This window comes from Pseudomonas imrae, from assembly GCF_046352735.2.
Lineage (GTDB): Bacteria > Pseudomonadota > Gammaproteobacteria > Pseudomonadales > Pseudomonadaceae > Aquipseudomonas > Aquipseudomonas imrae.
In genome coordinates, this window is the sequence record NZ_CP110853.2 from 860,274 (window position 1) to 873,244 (window position 12,971).

Annotated in this window: 11 protein-coding genes; 6 read left to right on the forward strand and 5 right to left on the reverse strand. The window is 57.3% G+C overall.

Annotation, left to right across the window (positions count from 1 at the left end; translation table 11 throughout):
• Positions 1-133: 133 nt before the first annotated feature.
• Positions 134-2,944, reverse strand: a complete 2,811-nt coding sequence (locus OQ460_RS03805) for an FAD-binding and (Fe-S)-binding domain-containing protein (RefSeq protein ID WP_410020567.1) — start codon at positions 2,942-2,944, stop codon at positions 134-136.
• A 141-nt stretch (positions 2,945-3,085) separates the two neighbouring features.
• Positions 3,086-4,780 (reverse strand): lactate permease LctP family transporter, encoded by a 1,695-nt coding sequence (locus OQ460_RS03810; RefSeq protein ID WP_410020568.1) that lies wholly within the window; start codon positions 4,778-4,780, stop codon positions 3,086-3,088.
• A gap of 261 nt (positions 4,781-5,041) precedes the next feature.
• Here OQ460_RS03810 and OQ460_RS03815 point away from each other — a divergent pair, with 261 nt between their 5' ends.
• Positions 5,042-5,809 carry an FCD domain-containing protein gene (locus OQ460_RS03815; RefSeq protein WP_410020569.1) on the forward strand — a complete coding sequence of 256 codons (768 nt, stop codon included), beginning with the start codon at positions 5,042-5,044 and terminating at the stop codon, positions 5,807-5,809.
• A 60-nt stretch (positions 5,810-5,869) separates the two neighbouring features.
• Here OQ460_RS03815 and smpB read toward each other — a convergent pair whose 3' ends face one another.
• The gene (gene smpB / locus OQ460_RS03820) at positions 5,870-6,352 is read right to left on the reverse strand and encodes an SsrA-binding protein SmpB (protein ID WP_029299012.1); all 483 of its coding nucleotides are present in this window, start codon (positions 6,350-6,352) and stop codon (positions 5,870-5,872) included.
• Positions 6,353-6,520: 168 nt separating this feature from the next.
• Between smpB and OQ460_RS03825 the strand changes: the two genes are divergently transcribed.
• Together OQ460_RS03825 and OQ460_RS03830 are read left to right on the forward strand one after the other, a co-directional pair.
• The gene (locus OQ460_RS03825) at positions 6,521-6,955 is read left to right on the forward strand and encodes a type II toxin-antitoxin system RatA family toxin (RefSeq protein WP_410020570.1); all 435 of its coding nucleotides are present in this window, start codon (positions 6,521-6,523) and stop codon (positions 6,953-6,955) included.
• Complete coding sequence (locus OQ460_RS03830; RefSeq protein ID WP_410020571.1) at positions 6,948-7,262, forward strand: RnfH family protein; 315 nt, start codon at positions 6,948-6,950, stop codon at positions 7,260-7,262. Before OQ460_RS03825 ends, OQ460_RS03830 begins: the two co-directional genes overlap by 8 nt.
• Before the next feature lie 59 nt (positions 7,263-7,321).
• Here the strand turns inward: OQ460_RS03830 and OQ460_RS03835 are convergent, their stop codons facing one another.
• Entirely contained in the window at positions 7,322-7,849 is a 528-nt protein-coding gene (locus OQ460_RS03835; protein ID WP_410020572.1) for an outer membrane protein assembly factor BamE, read from the reverse strand.
• A 98-nt stretch (positions 7,850-7,947) separates the two neighbouring features.
• Between OQ460_RS03835 and fur the strand changes: the two genes are divergently transcribed.
• Positions 7,948-8,352: a ferric iron uptake transcriptional regulator gene (fur, locus tag OQ460_RS03840; RefSeq protein WP_003176156.1), complete on the forward strand. Its 405-nt coding sequence runs from the start codon at positions 7,948-7,950 to the stop codon at positions 8,350-8,352.
• Positions 8,353-8,446: 94 nt separating this feature from the next.
• Here fur and recN read toward each other — a convergent pair whose 3' ends face one another.
• Positions 8,447-10,120 carry a DNA repair protein RecN gene (gene recN, locus OQ460_RS03845; RefSeq protein WP_410020573.1) on the reverse strand — a complete coding sequence of 558 codons (1,674 nt, stop codon included), beginning with the start codon at positions 10,118-10,120 and terminating at the stop codon, positions 8,447-8,449.
• Positions 10,121-10,373: 253 nt separating this feature from the next.
• Between recN and grpE the strand changes: the two genes are divergently transcribed.
• Positions 10,374-10,934, forward strand: a complete 561-nt coding sequence (grpE, locus tag OQ460_RS03850; RefSeq protein ID WP_410020574.1) for a nucleotide exchange factor GrpE — start codon at positions 10,374-10,376, stop codon at positions 10,932-10,934.
• A 102-nt stretch (positions 10,935-11,036) separates the two neighbouring features.
• Positions 11,037-12,953 carry a molecular chaperone DnaK gene (gene dnaK, locus OQ460_RS03855; protein WP_410020575.1) on the forward strand — a complete coding sequence of 639 codons (1,917 nt, stop codon included), beginning with the start codon at positions 11,037-11,039 and terminating at the stop codon, positions 12,951-12,953.
• The last annotated feature ends 18 nt before the right edge of the window (positions 12,954-12,971 follow it).

Below are 12,971 nucleotides of genomic sequence, written 5' to 3' on the forward strand. Positions count from 1 at the left end.
ATCTCCTTGTGCAAAGAGGCCTCGATGCTGTGCGGTACGTGCGGGCAGCCGGCGAGGTCATTGGTCAGCCCCGTTGTCGGGGGGTTATGCAAGTGACTGCGCCGGCGCATAGGGGTTCGGTTTTATTGCGTGGTCATAGGGCTTTTGCCTGGGTCACCCGGTCTACCAGGTACACCAGCCCGTGATAATCAATCCCGCCATGCTGGCTCAGGCCGATCTCACAGGTGCGGCTGGTAGAGATGCCCTCGCTGCAGTACTGCACGGCGTCCTTGAGCGAGCGCAGTGAGTGAGCATTCAGTTCCGGGGTGGTGAATCCTTTGTCTCCGGCGAAACCACAGCAATGGATGCCTTCGGGGATCACTACGTTTTTGCTACAGCGCCGGGCTAGATCGATCAGGGCCTGGCTTTCGCCCAGATGTTGGGTGCTGCAGGTGACATGCACCGCGATGGCCGCTTCTTGCGGTGTGAAGTCGAGGCGATCCATCAGGTGGGTGCGGATGAAACGTACCGGGTCGTAGAGGTCCAGGCGCGTCTGCCCCAAGTCTTGTACCAGGCGCAAGGTGCAAGGGCTGGTGTCGCAATAGATCGGGTCGAGGCCGCCACGGCTGGCGTGGAGCAGGGCGCCGAGTAGTTCCTGACGTTTGTGCTCCGCTTGTTCGGCATAACCTTTGGACGCAAAGGGTTGGCCGCAGCACAAGCTGTCCTGATTGTCGGGAATGACTACCTGATAACCGGCTTTTTCCAATAGGCCGCGGGTCTTTTCGTACAACGACGTCTGTTCGTTATCTCCTGGCGATGGCCCCATTACGCGCGATACACAGGCTGCCAGGTAAACCACGCGCGGGCGCTCATCGCTGACGGCCGGGCTGAAACGAATGGCTTTTTCCGGCTGCGGCATGGCGTTGTTCCATTGCGGGACATGTCCCTTGGACAGCTTGGTCAGCGCGGCGGACAGTTTTGCCAGGCGTGGCGCGCCCAACAGCATTCGCGCACCGTTGGCCACATGCAAGGTGAAGCGGGCGCCTTGCAACGCAGTGGCGAAATGCGCGGCGAGCCATTCAGCGCTTTTCGTACGGTCGGCTTCTTGGCTGCGCAGTTTTTTCACCAGGTCACCGGTATTGATGCCTACAGGGCAACGCTGGGCGCAAAGCCCGGTCGCAGCGCAGGTATCGATGCCCTGATAGTGATAAGCGGCTTCCAATTTGGTGGTGTCGATGCCTGCGTGCTTTTTAGCCTGGATATCGCGCCAGATCACGATGCGTTGGCGCGGGCTCAGGGTCAGTCCCTTGGATGGGCACACAGGTTCACAGAAACCGCATTCGATGCACTTATCCACAATCTCGTCGGCAGCCGGCAGTGGCTTGAGATTTTTCAGGTGGATTTGCGGATCTTCGCTGAGAACCACATCCGGATTGAGAATGCCATTCGGGTCGAGGAGGCGCTTGAGTTGCCACATCAACTGATAGGCTTCGCTGCCCCATTCCAGTTCGACAAATGGCGCCATGTTGCGGCCCGTTCCATGTTCAGCCTTCAGTGAGCCGCCGAACTCCACCGCAACCAACTGTGCAACGTCATCCATGAATGCTTGATAGCGTGCGACTTCTTCCGCGCTGTTGAAGCCTTGCGTGAACACAAAGTGCAGATTGCCTTCCAAGGCGTGTCCGAAAAGGATGGCTTCGCTGTAGTGATGTTTGTCGAATAACTCGATCAGACGATTCACGCCGATGGCCAGTTGTTCAACCGGGAAGGTCACGTCTTCGATGATGACTGTTGTACCGGTTTTACGTACGGCGCCGACGGCTGGGAAGGTGTCTTTGCGGATTGCCCACAGGCGGGCGTTTTCCAGCGGGTCTTCGGTGAAGTCGACCTGCTGCTCGACTGGGAAGTGGGCCAGTGAGGCCATGATCAGCGCCAGTTGCTCGTGGAGCAGTGAAGATGAAGCCGCACGGGACTCGATCAATAGAGCGCAGGCGTTTTCCGATAGATGCTGTACGAAAGCTGGCATGCCGGGCTTGTCCTGCACCGAGCGCATGCTGCGTCGGTCCAGTAACTCGACCGCCGCGACTGGCTGGGTCTTCAGTACTGTGACGGCGTTGCAGCAGGTTTCCACATCGCGGAACACAATGAGCGCCGAGGCCTTATGCGGATGATCGATCACGGTGTCATAGGTCACCGCGCTGATAAACCCCAGGGTCCCTTCGGAGCCGACCAGCAGATGGCTGAGGATATCCAGCGGCTCGTCGAAATCCACCAAGGCATTGAGCGACAGGCCGGTGGTGTTTTTCAGACGGTATTTATGGCGGATTTTTGCTGCCAACTGCGCATTGGCGCGGGTTTCTCGCCCAAGAGTCGCCAGGCGCTCAAGCAGTGTGGCGTGCTGCTGGCGAAACGCCGAGACGCTCGCAGCGTCTTCTGTGTCGAGACGTGTCCCGTCGGCCAGCACCAGGCGAATTCCGGCCAGGGTGTGATAGGTATTCTGTGCGGTGCCGCAGCACATGCCGCTGGCGTTGTTGGCGACAATGCCGCCGATCTTGCAGGCATTGATCGACGCCGGGTCTGGACCGATCTTGCGTCCGAACGGCGCAAGCCAGGCGTTGGCCTGGGCGCCAATCACACCGGGCTGCAGGCGGATTTGTGTGCCTTGGCCACGTATCTCGCGGCCGTTCCAGTTATCGCCAAGTACGATCAGGACCGAGTCGCTGATGGCTTGCCCGGAGAGGCTGGTGCCGGCCGCACGAAAGGTCACCGGTACCTGGTCGTGTTGAGCAAGCTTCAGCAGGTCGACCACTTCATCTTCCGACTCGACCCGGATCACTAGTTGTGGGATCAGTCTGTAAAAACTGGCGTCTGTACCGAAAGCTAGAGTGGAAAGTGGATCGTCGAAGCGCCGATCTTTCGGGATCAGTCGTGCGACAGCATCAAGGAACGTGACGGGCAGACTCATTGGTCCTCCAGAATCAGCAGCGCCAGGTCTTGGGAGCCGTGGGCGCTGCCATAGGCTAGCACCTGCGCCGGACCTGCCGATCAGGTGATAAATAGCTGGCGCCGCAAGTCTTGTGCGGCGCCGGTTCTTACCTGGGTGTGATTAATGCACCAGCATGCCGGTCAACCAGTACGCCTGGACCAGCGTGATCAGGCCGACAATCGTGGCGAAAAACAGGCTGTGCTTGAGGGTGAAGCGGAACAGATCCGATTCTTTGCCCACCAGGCCGGTCGCGGCGCAGGCCACGGCGATCGATTGTGGGGAAATCATTTTGCCAGTCACTCCGCCACTGGTATTGGCTGCCACCAGCAAGGTGTCGTTGACGCCAATCTGGTGCGCGGTCGTGGCTTGTAGGGAGCTGAACAATGCGTTGGAAGAGGTATCCGAGCCTGTAAGAAACACGCCCAACCAGCCGAGAAATGGCGAGAAGAATGGGAATGCCGCGCCGGTACCGGCCAATACCAGGGCCATGGTGGATGACATGCCGGAGTAGTTGGTGACAAACGCGAACGCCAGCACCATGCCGATGGACAGGATTGGCCAACGCAGTTCGTAGAAAGTTTCTTTAAAAGTGGTAAGACCAGTTTTAAAGTCGATTTTCAGCACCAGCATGGAGATTAGTGCGGAGAAGAAAATCGCGGTGCCGGTGGCGGAAATCGGGTCCAGCTTGAACACCGCTGGAATGGCGGTCGGGTTGCTGACAATCGGCGCGACCTTGACCACCAACTGGTCCAGGTGCGGGATCGCGAAGTTGAACACCCAGCTGTACATTGATCCGCCAGCGGCGAACATTGCCTTGAACGGCTTCAGGGTCCAGATCGTAACCAGCACCGTCAGAATCAGGAACGGCGACCAGGCCTTGATGATTTCTCCCAGGCTGTAAGGCGAGGCCACGCTGGTGCGAGGCAGGCCGAACCCACCGACGCTGCTGGTGATGGCTGCGCTGGAGGTTGCACCAGCAATTTGCGCGCCCGCGGTGCGCTTGGGCTGCCAGATTTTCAGGAACAGGGTCAGGGATATCAGGCTGGCCAGGGCCGAGGTGATATCCGGCAGTTCCGGGCCGATGAAGTTCGAGGTGAGGTACTGGGTAATCGCAAAGCTCAAGCCGGCCACCAATGCCGCTGGCCAGGTTTCCCGGACGCCGCGCACACCGTCCATCATGAACACCAGCCAGAAGGGTACGAACAGCGACAGCAGGGGCAATTGGCGACCGGTCATGGCGCCGATCTTGAATGCGTCGATGCCGGTAACCTGGCCTGCAACGATGATCGGGATTCCCAGGGCACCAAAGGCGACGGGCGCGGTGTTGGCAATCAGGCACAAGCCGGCGGCATACAGGGGGTTGAAGCCCAGCCCTACCAGCAATGCGGCGGTGATCGCCACGGGCGCGCCGAAACCTGCGGCCCCCTCCAGGAACGCGCCGAAGCAGAAGCCGATCAGCAGGACTTGCAAGCGCTGGTCATCGGTAATCGACAGCACGGAGCTGCGGATGACTTCGAACTGGCCGCTCTTGACCGTCAGTTTGTAGAGAAATACTGCCGCAACGATGATCCAGGCGATCGGCCACAGGCCGTAGGCAAAGCCATAGCCGGCAGCAGCAAGGGCCATGTCCACTGGCATCTGGAACGCGAAGATCGCGACGAGAATCGACAGTGCCAGGGTAATAGTCCCGGCGACATGACCCTTGAGGCGGAACACGGCCAGGGCCAGGAAGAAAAATACGATAGGAATAACGGCGGCCAGTGCGGACAGGCCGAGGCTGCCGAGTGGGCTGTAGATCTGTTGCCAGGTTTGCATGTGGGATGGCCCCTAATTGTTGTTGGTCAGGCACTGCTTTGCTGATTTGGATAATTGGTAATACCAATTTACAATCGCTGTGGGCTAGGTTAAAAGCGTTCGGGGTGATGTGTCAATTTGCCGCTTGAGAAACTTTGGTCGCCTGTAGGTGGCCGTTTGATCTGATCGGACGAAACAATGCGGTTCTGATAGGTGCCGATGGCACGGCAATAGGCCAGAATAGAGGCCCCGGCGAGTGGTCGGGATCGTGGAGAGTCTGTTATGGGGTTTGATCAGGTGCGTCAGCGCCGCTTGTCTGACGATATCGTCGAGCAGCTTGAGGGAATGATCCTTGAGGGCACGTTGAAGTCGGGTGAGCGATTGCCTGCCGAGCGCGCACTGGCCGAACGGTTCGGCGTGTCGCGCCCGTCGTTGCGCGAGGCTATCCAGAAGCTCGCGGCCAAGGGGCTGTTGGTCAGTCGCCAGGGTGGTGGCAATTATGTAGTCGAAACCTTGGGCTCAACCTTCAGTGATCCATTACTGCACTTGTTGGAAAGTAACCCGGAAGCGCAGCGCGATTTGCTGGAGTTTCGCCAGACCCTGGAAGCATCTTGTGCCTATTACGCAGCGTTGCGCGCCACCGAAGTGGATCGTGAGCGGCTGACGGCTGCCTTTGATGCATTGCAGGATTGCTACGCGCGAGATGATGAGGTGAGTCGGATCGAGGAGGGCGCGGCTGACGCCAGGTTTCACTTGGCTATCGCCGAGGCTAGCCATAACGCGGTGTTGCTGCACACCATTCGTGGTTTGTTCGACCTGCTCAAGCGCAACGTGGTGACCAATATCGGCGGGATGTATCAGCAGCGCACGGAAACCCGGGACATGCTGATCAATCAGCATCGAGATTTGTACCTGGCGATTATCGAAGGGCGGGCGGAGCAGGCGCGGGAGGTTGCAACACTGCACCTGCTGTATGTGCAGGAAGTGTTGGAAGAGGTGCGTCAGGAGGTTCAGCGCATGGCCCGGGCGGAGCGACGCCGGGATATGTAATGCCGATGCTGGCCAAAGGAGCAGTCTCCCTGGCCAGCATCGCATCAGGCTATGAGGGCGTCAGTCTTCCTTGCCTTTGTTGCGCACGGCGCGTTGCAACTCTCGATTGGAGTCGCGCTCGCGCTCGGTATCACGCTTGTCGTATTCCTTCTTGCCCTTGCCCAAGGCGATTTCGCACTTGACCAAGTGTTTGCTCCAGTACCACGACAGGCAGACGCACGCGTAGCCCTTTTGCTGCACGGCGGCGGCCAGTTTTTCCAGTTCGCGGGCGTTAAGCAGCAACTTGCGGGTTCGCACCGGGTCGGCAATCACGTGTGTACTGGCGGTCATCAGGGGCGTGATATGACTGCCGAGCAGCCATGCTTCGCCATCTTTGAGCAGTACGTAACTGTCGACCAGTTGTAGCTTGCTGGCACGCAGACTTTTCACTTCCCAGCCGGCCAGGACCAGACCAGCCTCGAACCGATGTTCGATGAAGTAATCGTGTCGCGCTTTTTTATTTTGCGCGATGGTTCCTGTTGGGTGTTTCTTTTGTTTAGCCATAGGGGCGGCATTATAGGGAGTTGCGAGCGCGTCGGCTACGGTCAACCTGCGTGCTTGAGCGTGTTGGATGAATCCCGGACAATACAGGCAGGTTTCTGGTTTTTTTCTTTCGCGAATCAGGCTGTTTTTTCGCGATGTTTGCCGTTCAGCTGTGGAAATAACGCTCACATGACGACGCATATTCAACGTTCGGCCCTGCTGCCTTACCCGGCGCAGGCGCTCTATGACCTGGTCAACGACGTGGCGCGCTACCCGGAATTCCTGCCTTGGTGCTCGACCGCCGAGGTGCTGGAGAGCAGTGGCGAGCACATGGTTGCAAGTGTGGGAGTGGCCAAAGGGGGTCTCAGCCAGCACTTTGTCACGCGCAATATTTTGGTGCCTGGGCAATCGATCGAAATGAACTTGCAAGAGGGGCCGTTTACGCAGTTGCATGGTGTGTGGGTGTTCAAGGCGCTGACTGATAAGGCTTGCAAGATCAGCCTGGACTTGTCATTTGAATACGCGGGCCCGATTGTGCGGGCGACCTTGGGGCCGCTGTTCAATCAGGCTGCAAATACCCTGGTGGATGCATTTTGTCAGCGGGCCAAGCAACTGCATGGCTGAGTCATTGATCGAGATCGAAGTGGCGTATGCCTCCGTGGGGCGCCAGGCTTTGCTGGCCTTGGCCGTCGAGCCGGGTACGAGCTTAAGAGTCGCGGTGTTGGCATCAGGTATTTTGGAGCAGTTTCCCGAGCTGGATCTGGCCAATTGCCCGTTGGGGATTTTTGGCAAGGTGGTCGTGGATGCAGATACTCGCAGCGTCTGCAGTGGAGATCGCATCGAGATATACCGGCCTTTGCTGGTTGATCCGAAAGAAGTACGTCGATTGCGTGCGGCCAAGGCTGCTCAGGCCAAGCAGCGAAACTCCTGAATTGTGAAATGACAGGCAACAAAAAGCCCGGCAGGCCGGGCTTTTTTTGTGTTTCAAAATTACTGCGGACTGGCATCCAGCGGCTCTGGCGTTGGAACCGGAACGGTTTCCACACCATCGATTTCTTTCTGGATCTGGTCCAGCAGGGAGCCTGGCTTGGCCGGCACCTCGGATTTTGGTTCCTCGGTATTTTGTACAGGGGCCGTGACACTGGTCCCGCTGTCCTTGCCGAGCAAGGCTTCATCGCGGCTCACGCCGGGCATGAAATCGCCGGACAGGCTAACGAGTTGGTCAGTGTCATTGAAAATGACACTGACACGTTCCTGTTGGCGCTCGCCGCCTCCAGGCTGCAGGCTATAGAGATAATCCCAGCGATCGGCATGGAATGTGTCGGTCAGCAGGGGATTGCCCATGATAAACCGTACTTGCCGTCGGGTCATTCCCGGGCGTAACTGGTCTATCATATCCTGCGTGACGACATTGCCCTGCTGGATGTCGATTTTGTAAACCCCGGGGAATGAACAACCGGCGAGTGCGAGCAGTCCCACAAAGGTGAAACTGGTTAGCAAGAGCTTGGTGTTTTGCATCGGTGGGCGACTTCCACTATCTTGGCTGGGACAACGTAAACGCCGATCATACCCGTATTAAGAGAAGCTGCGAAGCAGCATCCGCGAGAAAGCTAACCATGGTTGAAAATAGCGAACTACGCAAAGCCGGTCTTAAAGTGACTCTTCCACGAGTCAAGATTCTACAAATGCTCGATTCTGCTGAGCAGCGCCACATGAGTGCCGAAGATGTCTACAAGGCGCTGATGGAGTCTAACGAGGACGTCGGCCTGGCCACGGTTTACCGTGTGCTAACCCAGTTTGAAGCCGCAGGACTGGTGGTTCGTCATAATTTCGACGGCGGTCATGCAGTGTTTGAATTGGCTGACGGTGGTCATCATGACCACATGGTTGACCTGGATACCAATGAGGTTATCGAGTTCACCAGTCCGGCAATCGAAAAGCTCCAGCATGAAATCGCTGAGGAGCACGGATTCGATTTGATAGACCACAATCTGGTCCTGTACATCCGTAAGAAAAAGTAAAAAGCGCCGCAGATCCACTCTGCGAAACGCACGAAGGCGACCCTAGGGTCGCCTTCGTGCTTTCTATATAAAAGGGATTTTCGCTTGGTTGTGCTTATGCTTTGGCTGCGACAACCATTTTCTTTGCGTGGGCCAAGGACTCCTTGGTGAGATCAATCCCGCCCAGCATTCGCGCTACTTCCTCTACCCGTTCCGTCTTGTTCAGTTTGGATACGGCGGTGTGGGTTGCATCGCTGCCCCGCACTTTATGTACGAACAAGTGTTGGTGCCCCTGGGCAGCCACCTGTGGCAGGTGAGTGACAGTCAAGACTTGCCCGCGATCACCCAGGCGACGCAGCAGCTGACCGACAATTTCTGCAGTCGGTCCGCCGATTCCGACGTCCACCTCGTCGAAGACCAGTGTCGGCACGCGTGATGTCTGGGCGGTAATGACCTGAATCGCCAGGCTGATCCGGGACAGTTCGCCACCCGACGCTACTTTTGCCAATGCCTTGAGCGGTTGTCCAGGGTTGGCGCTGACCAGTAACTCCACTTGTTCCAGGCCGTTGGGCAGTAGCTCATTGCTGGTATTGGCGTGCAGTTCAATGGTGAAGCGCCCGCCCGGCATGCCCAGGCGCTGAATTTCCTGTTCGACGGCGTCGGCAAGTCCCCTGGCAGCTTGATGTCGCAGATCGCTCAGTTCCCGGGCCTTTTCTTGATAGTGGCGGGCGAAGGAGGCTAGTTCATCTCCAAGGCGCTCGATGGATTCGTCGTTGGCATTCAGGGTTTCGATCTCGTCCAGGAGCTTTTGCTGCATTGTGGCCACTTCGGTCGGCTGGATTCGATGTTTGCGCGCCAATGTATAGATGGTGTCCAGGCGTTCTTCGATTTCTTGAAGGCGTGCCGGGTCTGCGTCGAAATGGTCAAGGAAGCGGTTCAGTTCGCCTACGGCCTCTTCTACCTGGATCTGTGCACTGGTCAACAGGGTCGTGGCTTCGCTTAGTGAGCCAGAGCCACTGTTCACGCTCGACAGGCGATTGAGGCTGGCGGTCAGTGCGTTCAGTACATTGCCAGAGTCACTCTCGCTGCATTGCTCGACCACCTGTCGGCAAATGCCCAGCAGGGTTTCGGCATTGGTCAGGTTCTTGTGCTCTTGCTCGAGTTGTTCCAGTTCTGTTTCACCCAGGCCCAGGCTTTCCAGTTCCTCCAGCTGATAACTGAGGAGCTGATGGCGGGCTCGTTGTTCGTCACCGGAATTGGATAGGCGCTCCAGTTCCTGGCGAGTCTGGCGCCAGCGCTGTGCTGCCAGTTGTACCTGGCGTGCTAGGTCGGTGGCACCCGCGTATTCATCCAGCAGGCGGCGGTGGGTGTCCGTTTTCAGCAGCGATTGGTGCTCATGCTGGCTGTGGATATCTATCAGCAGTTCGCCCAGGGCCTTCAGGTCGCCAAGCGGGCAGGGCGTGCCGTTGATATAGCCGCGCGAACGTCCCTCCGCTGTGATGACGCGGCGCAGGATGCAGGGGCCGTCGCTATCGAGGTCGCGCTCGGCAAGCCAATTGCTGGCTTCAGGGATGTCCGCCAGGTCAAAGGTCGCAAGGATGTCGGCCTTGTCTGCTCCGGGGCGCACCACGCCGCTGTCGGCGCGGTCGCCCAGGGTCAGGCCCAGTGCGTCGAGCATGATCGACTTGCCGGCACCGGTTTCGCCGGTGATTACGCTCATCCCGCGATCCAGTTCGAGATCCAGGTGTTCAACGATGGCGTAGTTATGTACGGACAGGTGCACGAGCATGATGGCCGCTCCCAGGCTTTATGTCTGGTTATTTATACAGTGTTTTGTTGGGAGCTGACAATCCTGATGCTTAGGTCTATTTGCTTGGTCGTTGGTCATTTTTAGCGTTACAAGGAATGGAAGGCTGAAATTGACTGAAGGCAAGTGAAAGACTTTTGGTGACGCCTGAGCCCTTGAACCTGGAAATTGTGGCCCCATATACCGGAACAGAAGCGCGAGTTGAGTTCGCGCACGATTTTGAAAGGAGAAAACTATGGCTGACGAACAGACGCAGGATACGCAAACTCCAGACGCCACCCAGGCTGCCGGTGAAGATGTGGCAGCTCGTGTACAAGTGCTCGAAGAGCAATTGGCAGCTGCGCAGGATCAGTCGTTGCGTGTCGCTGCCGATCTGCAGAACGTCCGCCGCCGTGCCGAGCAGGATGTAGAAAAAGCCCACAAGTTCGCGCTGGAAAAATTTGCCGGTGATTTGCTGCCGGTGATTGACAGTCTGGAGCGTGGTCTTGAGTTGTCCGATCCGGAAGACGAGAACATCCGCGCCATGCGCGAAGGGATCGAGCTGACCCTGAAGATGTTCCAGGACACCCTGAAGCGTTATCAGCTTGAAGCCGTTGATCCGCAAGGCGGCGAGCCGTTCAACGCTGAGCATCATCAAGCCATGGCTATGCAGGAAAGCCATGACGTTGAGCCTAACAGTGTGTTGAAAGTGTTCCAGAAGGGTTATCTGCTCAATGGTCGCTTGTTGCGCCCGGCGATGGTGGTGGTGAGCAAGGCTCCTGCACCTGTTGCACCTTCTATTGATGAGCAGGCTTGAAATCCGCCGCAAGGCCCCCATCTATAAGTCAAGCGATTAAGTGCTACCGCAGTTAGCCACCACTGCTGCGGCAACCAAATTCAAGTTTCGGGAGAGTAAATCATGGGCAAAATTATCGGTATCGACCTGGGGACCACCAACTCCTGCGTCTCCGTGCTGGAAAACGGCGTTGCAAAAGTCATCGAAAACGCCGAAGGCGCGCGTACCACGCCGTCGATCATTGCTTACGCCAACGACGGTGAAATCCTCGTCGGCCAGTCGGCCAAGCGTCAGGCTGTGACCAACCCGCATAACACTTTGTACGCGGTAAAGCGTCTTATCGGCCGCAAGTTCGACGAAGAAGTCGTACAGAAAGACATCAAGATGGTCCCTTACAAAATCGCCAAGGCTGACAACGGTGATGCCTGGGTTGAAGTAAACGGCCAGAAAATGTCGCCGCCGCAAATCTCGGCTGAAATCTTGAAAAAGATGAAGAAAACCGCCGAAGACTACCTCGGTGAGGCGGTGACTGAAGCGGTGATCACCGTTCCTGCCTACTTCAACGACAGCCAGCGCCAGGCGACCAAAGACGCCGGCCGCATCGCGGGCCTGGATGTAAAACGCATCATCAACGAACCTACCGCAGCTGCTCTGGCTTACGGCATGGACAAGGCCAAGGGCGACCACACCGTGATCGTCTACGACCTGGGCGGCGGTACTTTCGACGTTTCCGTGATTGAGATCGCTGAAGTTGACGGCGAGCACCAGTTTGAAGTGTTGGCCACTAACGGTGACACCTTCCTGGGCGGTGAGGACTTCGACATTCGTCTGATCGATTACCTCGTTGACGAATTCAAGAAAGAAAGCGGCATGAACCTCAAGGGTGACCCGCTGGCGATGCAGCGCCTGAAAGAAGCCGCTGAGAAAGCCAAGATCGAGCTGTCGTCTTCTCAATCGACCGACGTTAACCTGCCCTACATCACTGCAGACGCTACCGGTCCTAAGCACTTGAACGTGAAAATCTCGCGCTCCAAGCTCGAGGCACTGGTTGAAGACCTGGTTCAGCGCACCATCGAGCCTTGCCGTATCGCACTGAAAGACTCCGGTATCGACGTTGGCTCGATCAATGATGTGATCCTGGTCGGCGGTCAGACCCGTATGCCGCTGGTTCAGAAATTGGTCACCGAGTTCTTCGGTAAAGAAGCGCGTAAAGACGTGAACCCGGACGAAGCGGTTGCCATGGGTGCTGCCATCCAGGGCGCGGTATTGGCCGGTGACGTTAAAGACGTGCTGCTGCTGGATGTGAGCCCGCTGACTCTGGGTATCGAAACCATGGGCGGCGTGATGACTGCGCTGATCGAGAAAAACACCACGATTCCTACCAAGAAATCTCAGGTGTTCTCGACTGCCGATGACAACCAGGGCGCTGTAACCATTCACGTGTTGCAAGGTGAGCGCAAACAAGCGGCTCAGAACAAATCCCTGGGCAAGTTCGACTTGGCCGAGATTCCGCCAGCACCACGTGGCGTGCCACAAATCGAAGTGACTTTCGACATCGACGCCAACGGGATCTTGCACGTCGGCGCTAAAGACAAGGCTACCGGCAAAGAGCAGAAGATCACTATCAAGGCCAACTCCGGTCTGTCTGATGAAGAAATTCAACAGATGATTCGTGATGCCGAAGCCAACGCTGATGCGGATGCCAAGTTCGCGGAGCTGGCTGCCGCCCGTAACCAGGGAGATGCACTGGTTCACTCGACGCGCAAGATGGTCGCTGATGCTGGTGATAAAGTGACTGCCGAAGAGAAGTCTGCAATCGAAGCTGCCGTGGTTGCTCTGGAAGCCGCCATCAAGGGCGACGACAAGGCTGCCATCGAAGCCAAGGTCGAGGAACTGTCGAAAGTTTCTGCGCCAGTCGCTCAGAAAATGTATGCCGAGCAGGGCCAGCCGGCTGATGGTGCTGCGCAACAAGCAGAGCCTGAAGCCAAGCACGATGATGTTGTCGATGCTGAGTTCGAAGAAGTCAAAGACCAGAAGTAAGTTGGTCGTCCGGTTGAC

What these genes read in the sequence shown, in the direction of transcription:
- OQ460_RS03805 (WP_410020567.1), bottom strand. Translation starts at nt 2,944, where the DNA reads ATGAGTCTGCCCGTCACGTTCCTTGATGCTGTCGCACGACTGATCCCG.
- OQ460_RS03810 (WP_410020568.1), bottom strand. Translation starts at nt 4,780, where the DNA reads ATGCAAACCTGGCAACAGATCTACAGCCCACTCGGCAGCCTCGGCCTG.
- OQ460_RS03815 (WP_410020569.1), top strand. Translation starts at nt 5,042, where the DNA reads ATGGGGTTTGATCAGGTGCGTCAGCGCCGCTTGTCTGACGATATCGTC.
- smpB (WP_029299012.1), bottom strand. Translation starts at nt 6,352, where the DNA reads ATGGCTAAACAAAAGAAACACCCAACAGGAACCATCGCGCAAAATAAA.
- OQ460_RS03825 (WP_410020570.1), top strand. Translation starts at nt 6,521, where the DNA reads ATGACGACGCATATTCAACGTTCGGCCCTGCTGCCTTACCCGGCGCAG.
- OQ460_RS03830 (WP_410020571.1), top strand. Translation starts at nt 6,948, where the DNA reads ATGGCTGAGTCATTGATCGAGATCGAAGTGGCGTATGCCTCCGTGGGG.
- OQ460_RS03835 (WP_410020572.1), bottom strand. Translation starts at nt 7,849, where the DNA reads ATGCAAAACACCAAGCTCTTGCTAACCAGTTTCACCTTTGTGGGACTG.
- fur (WP_003176156.1), top strand. Translation starts at nt 7,948, where the DNA reads ATGGTTGAAAATAGCGAACTACGCAAAGCCGGTCTTAAAGTGACTCTT.
- recN (WP_410020573.1), bottom strand. Translation starts at nt 10,120, where the DNA reads ATGCTCGTGCACCTGTCCGTACATAACTACGCCATCGTTGAACACCTG.
- grpE (WP_410020574.1), top strand. Translation starts at nt 10,374, where the DNA reads ATGGCTGACGAACAGACGCAGGATACGCAAACTCCAGACGCCACCCAG.
- dnaK (WP_410020575.1), top strand. Translation starts at nt 11,037, where the DNA reads ATGGGCAAAATTATCGGTATCGACCTGGGGACCACCAACTCCTGCGTC.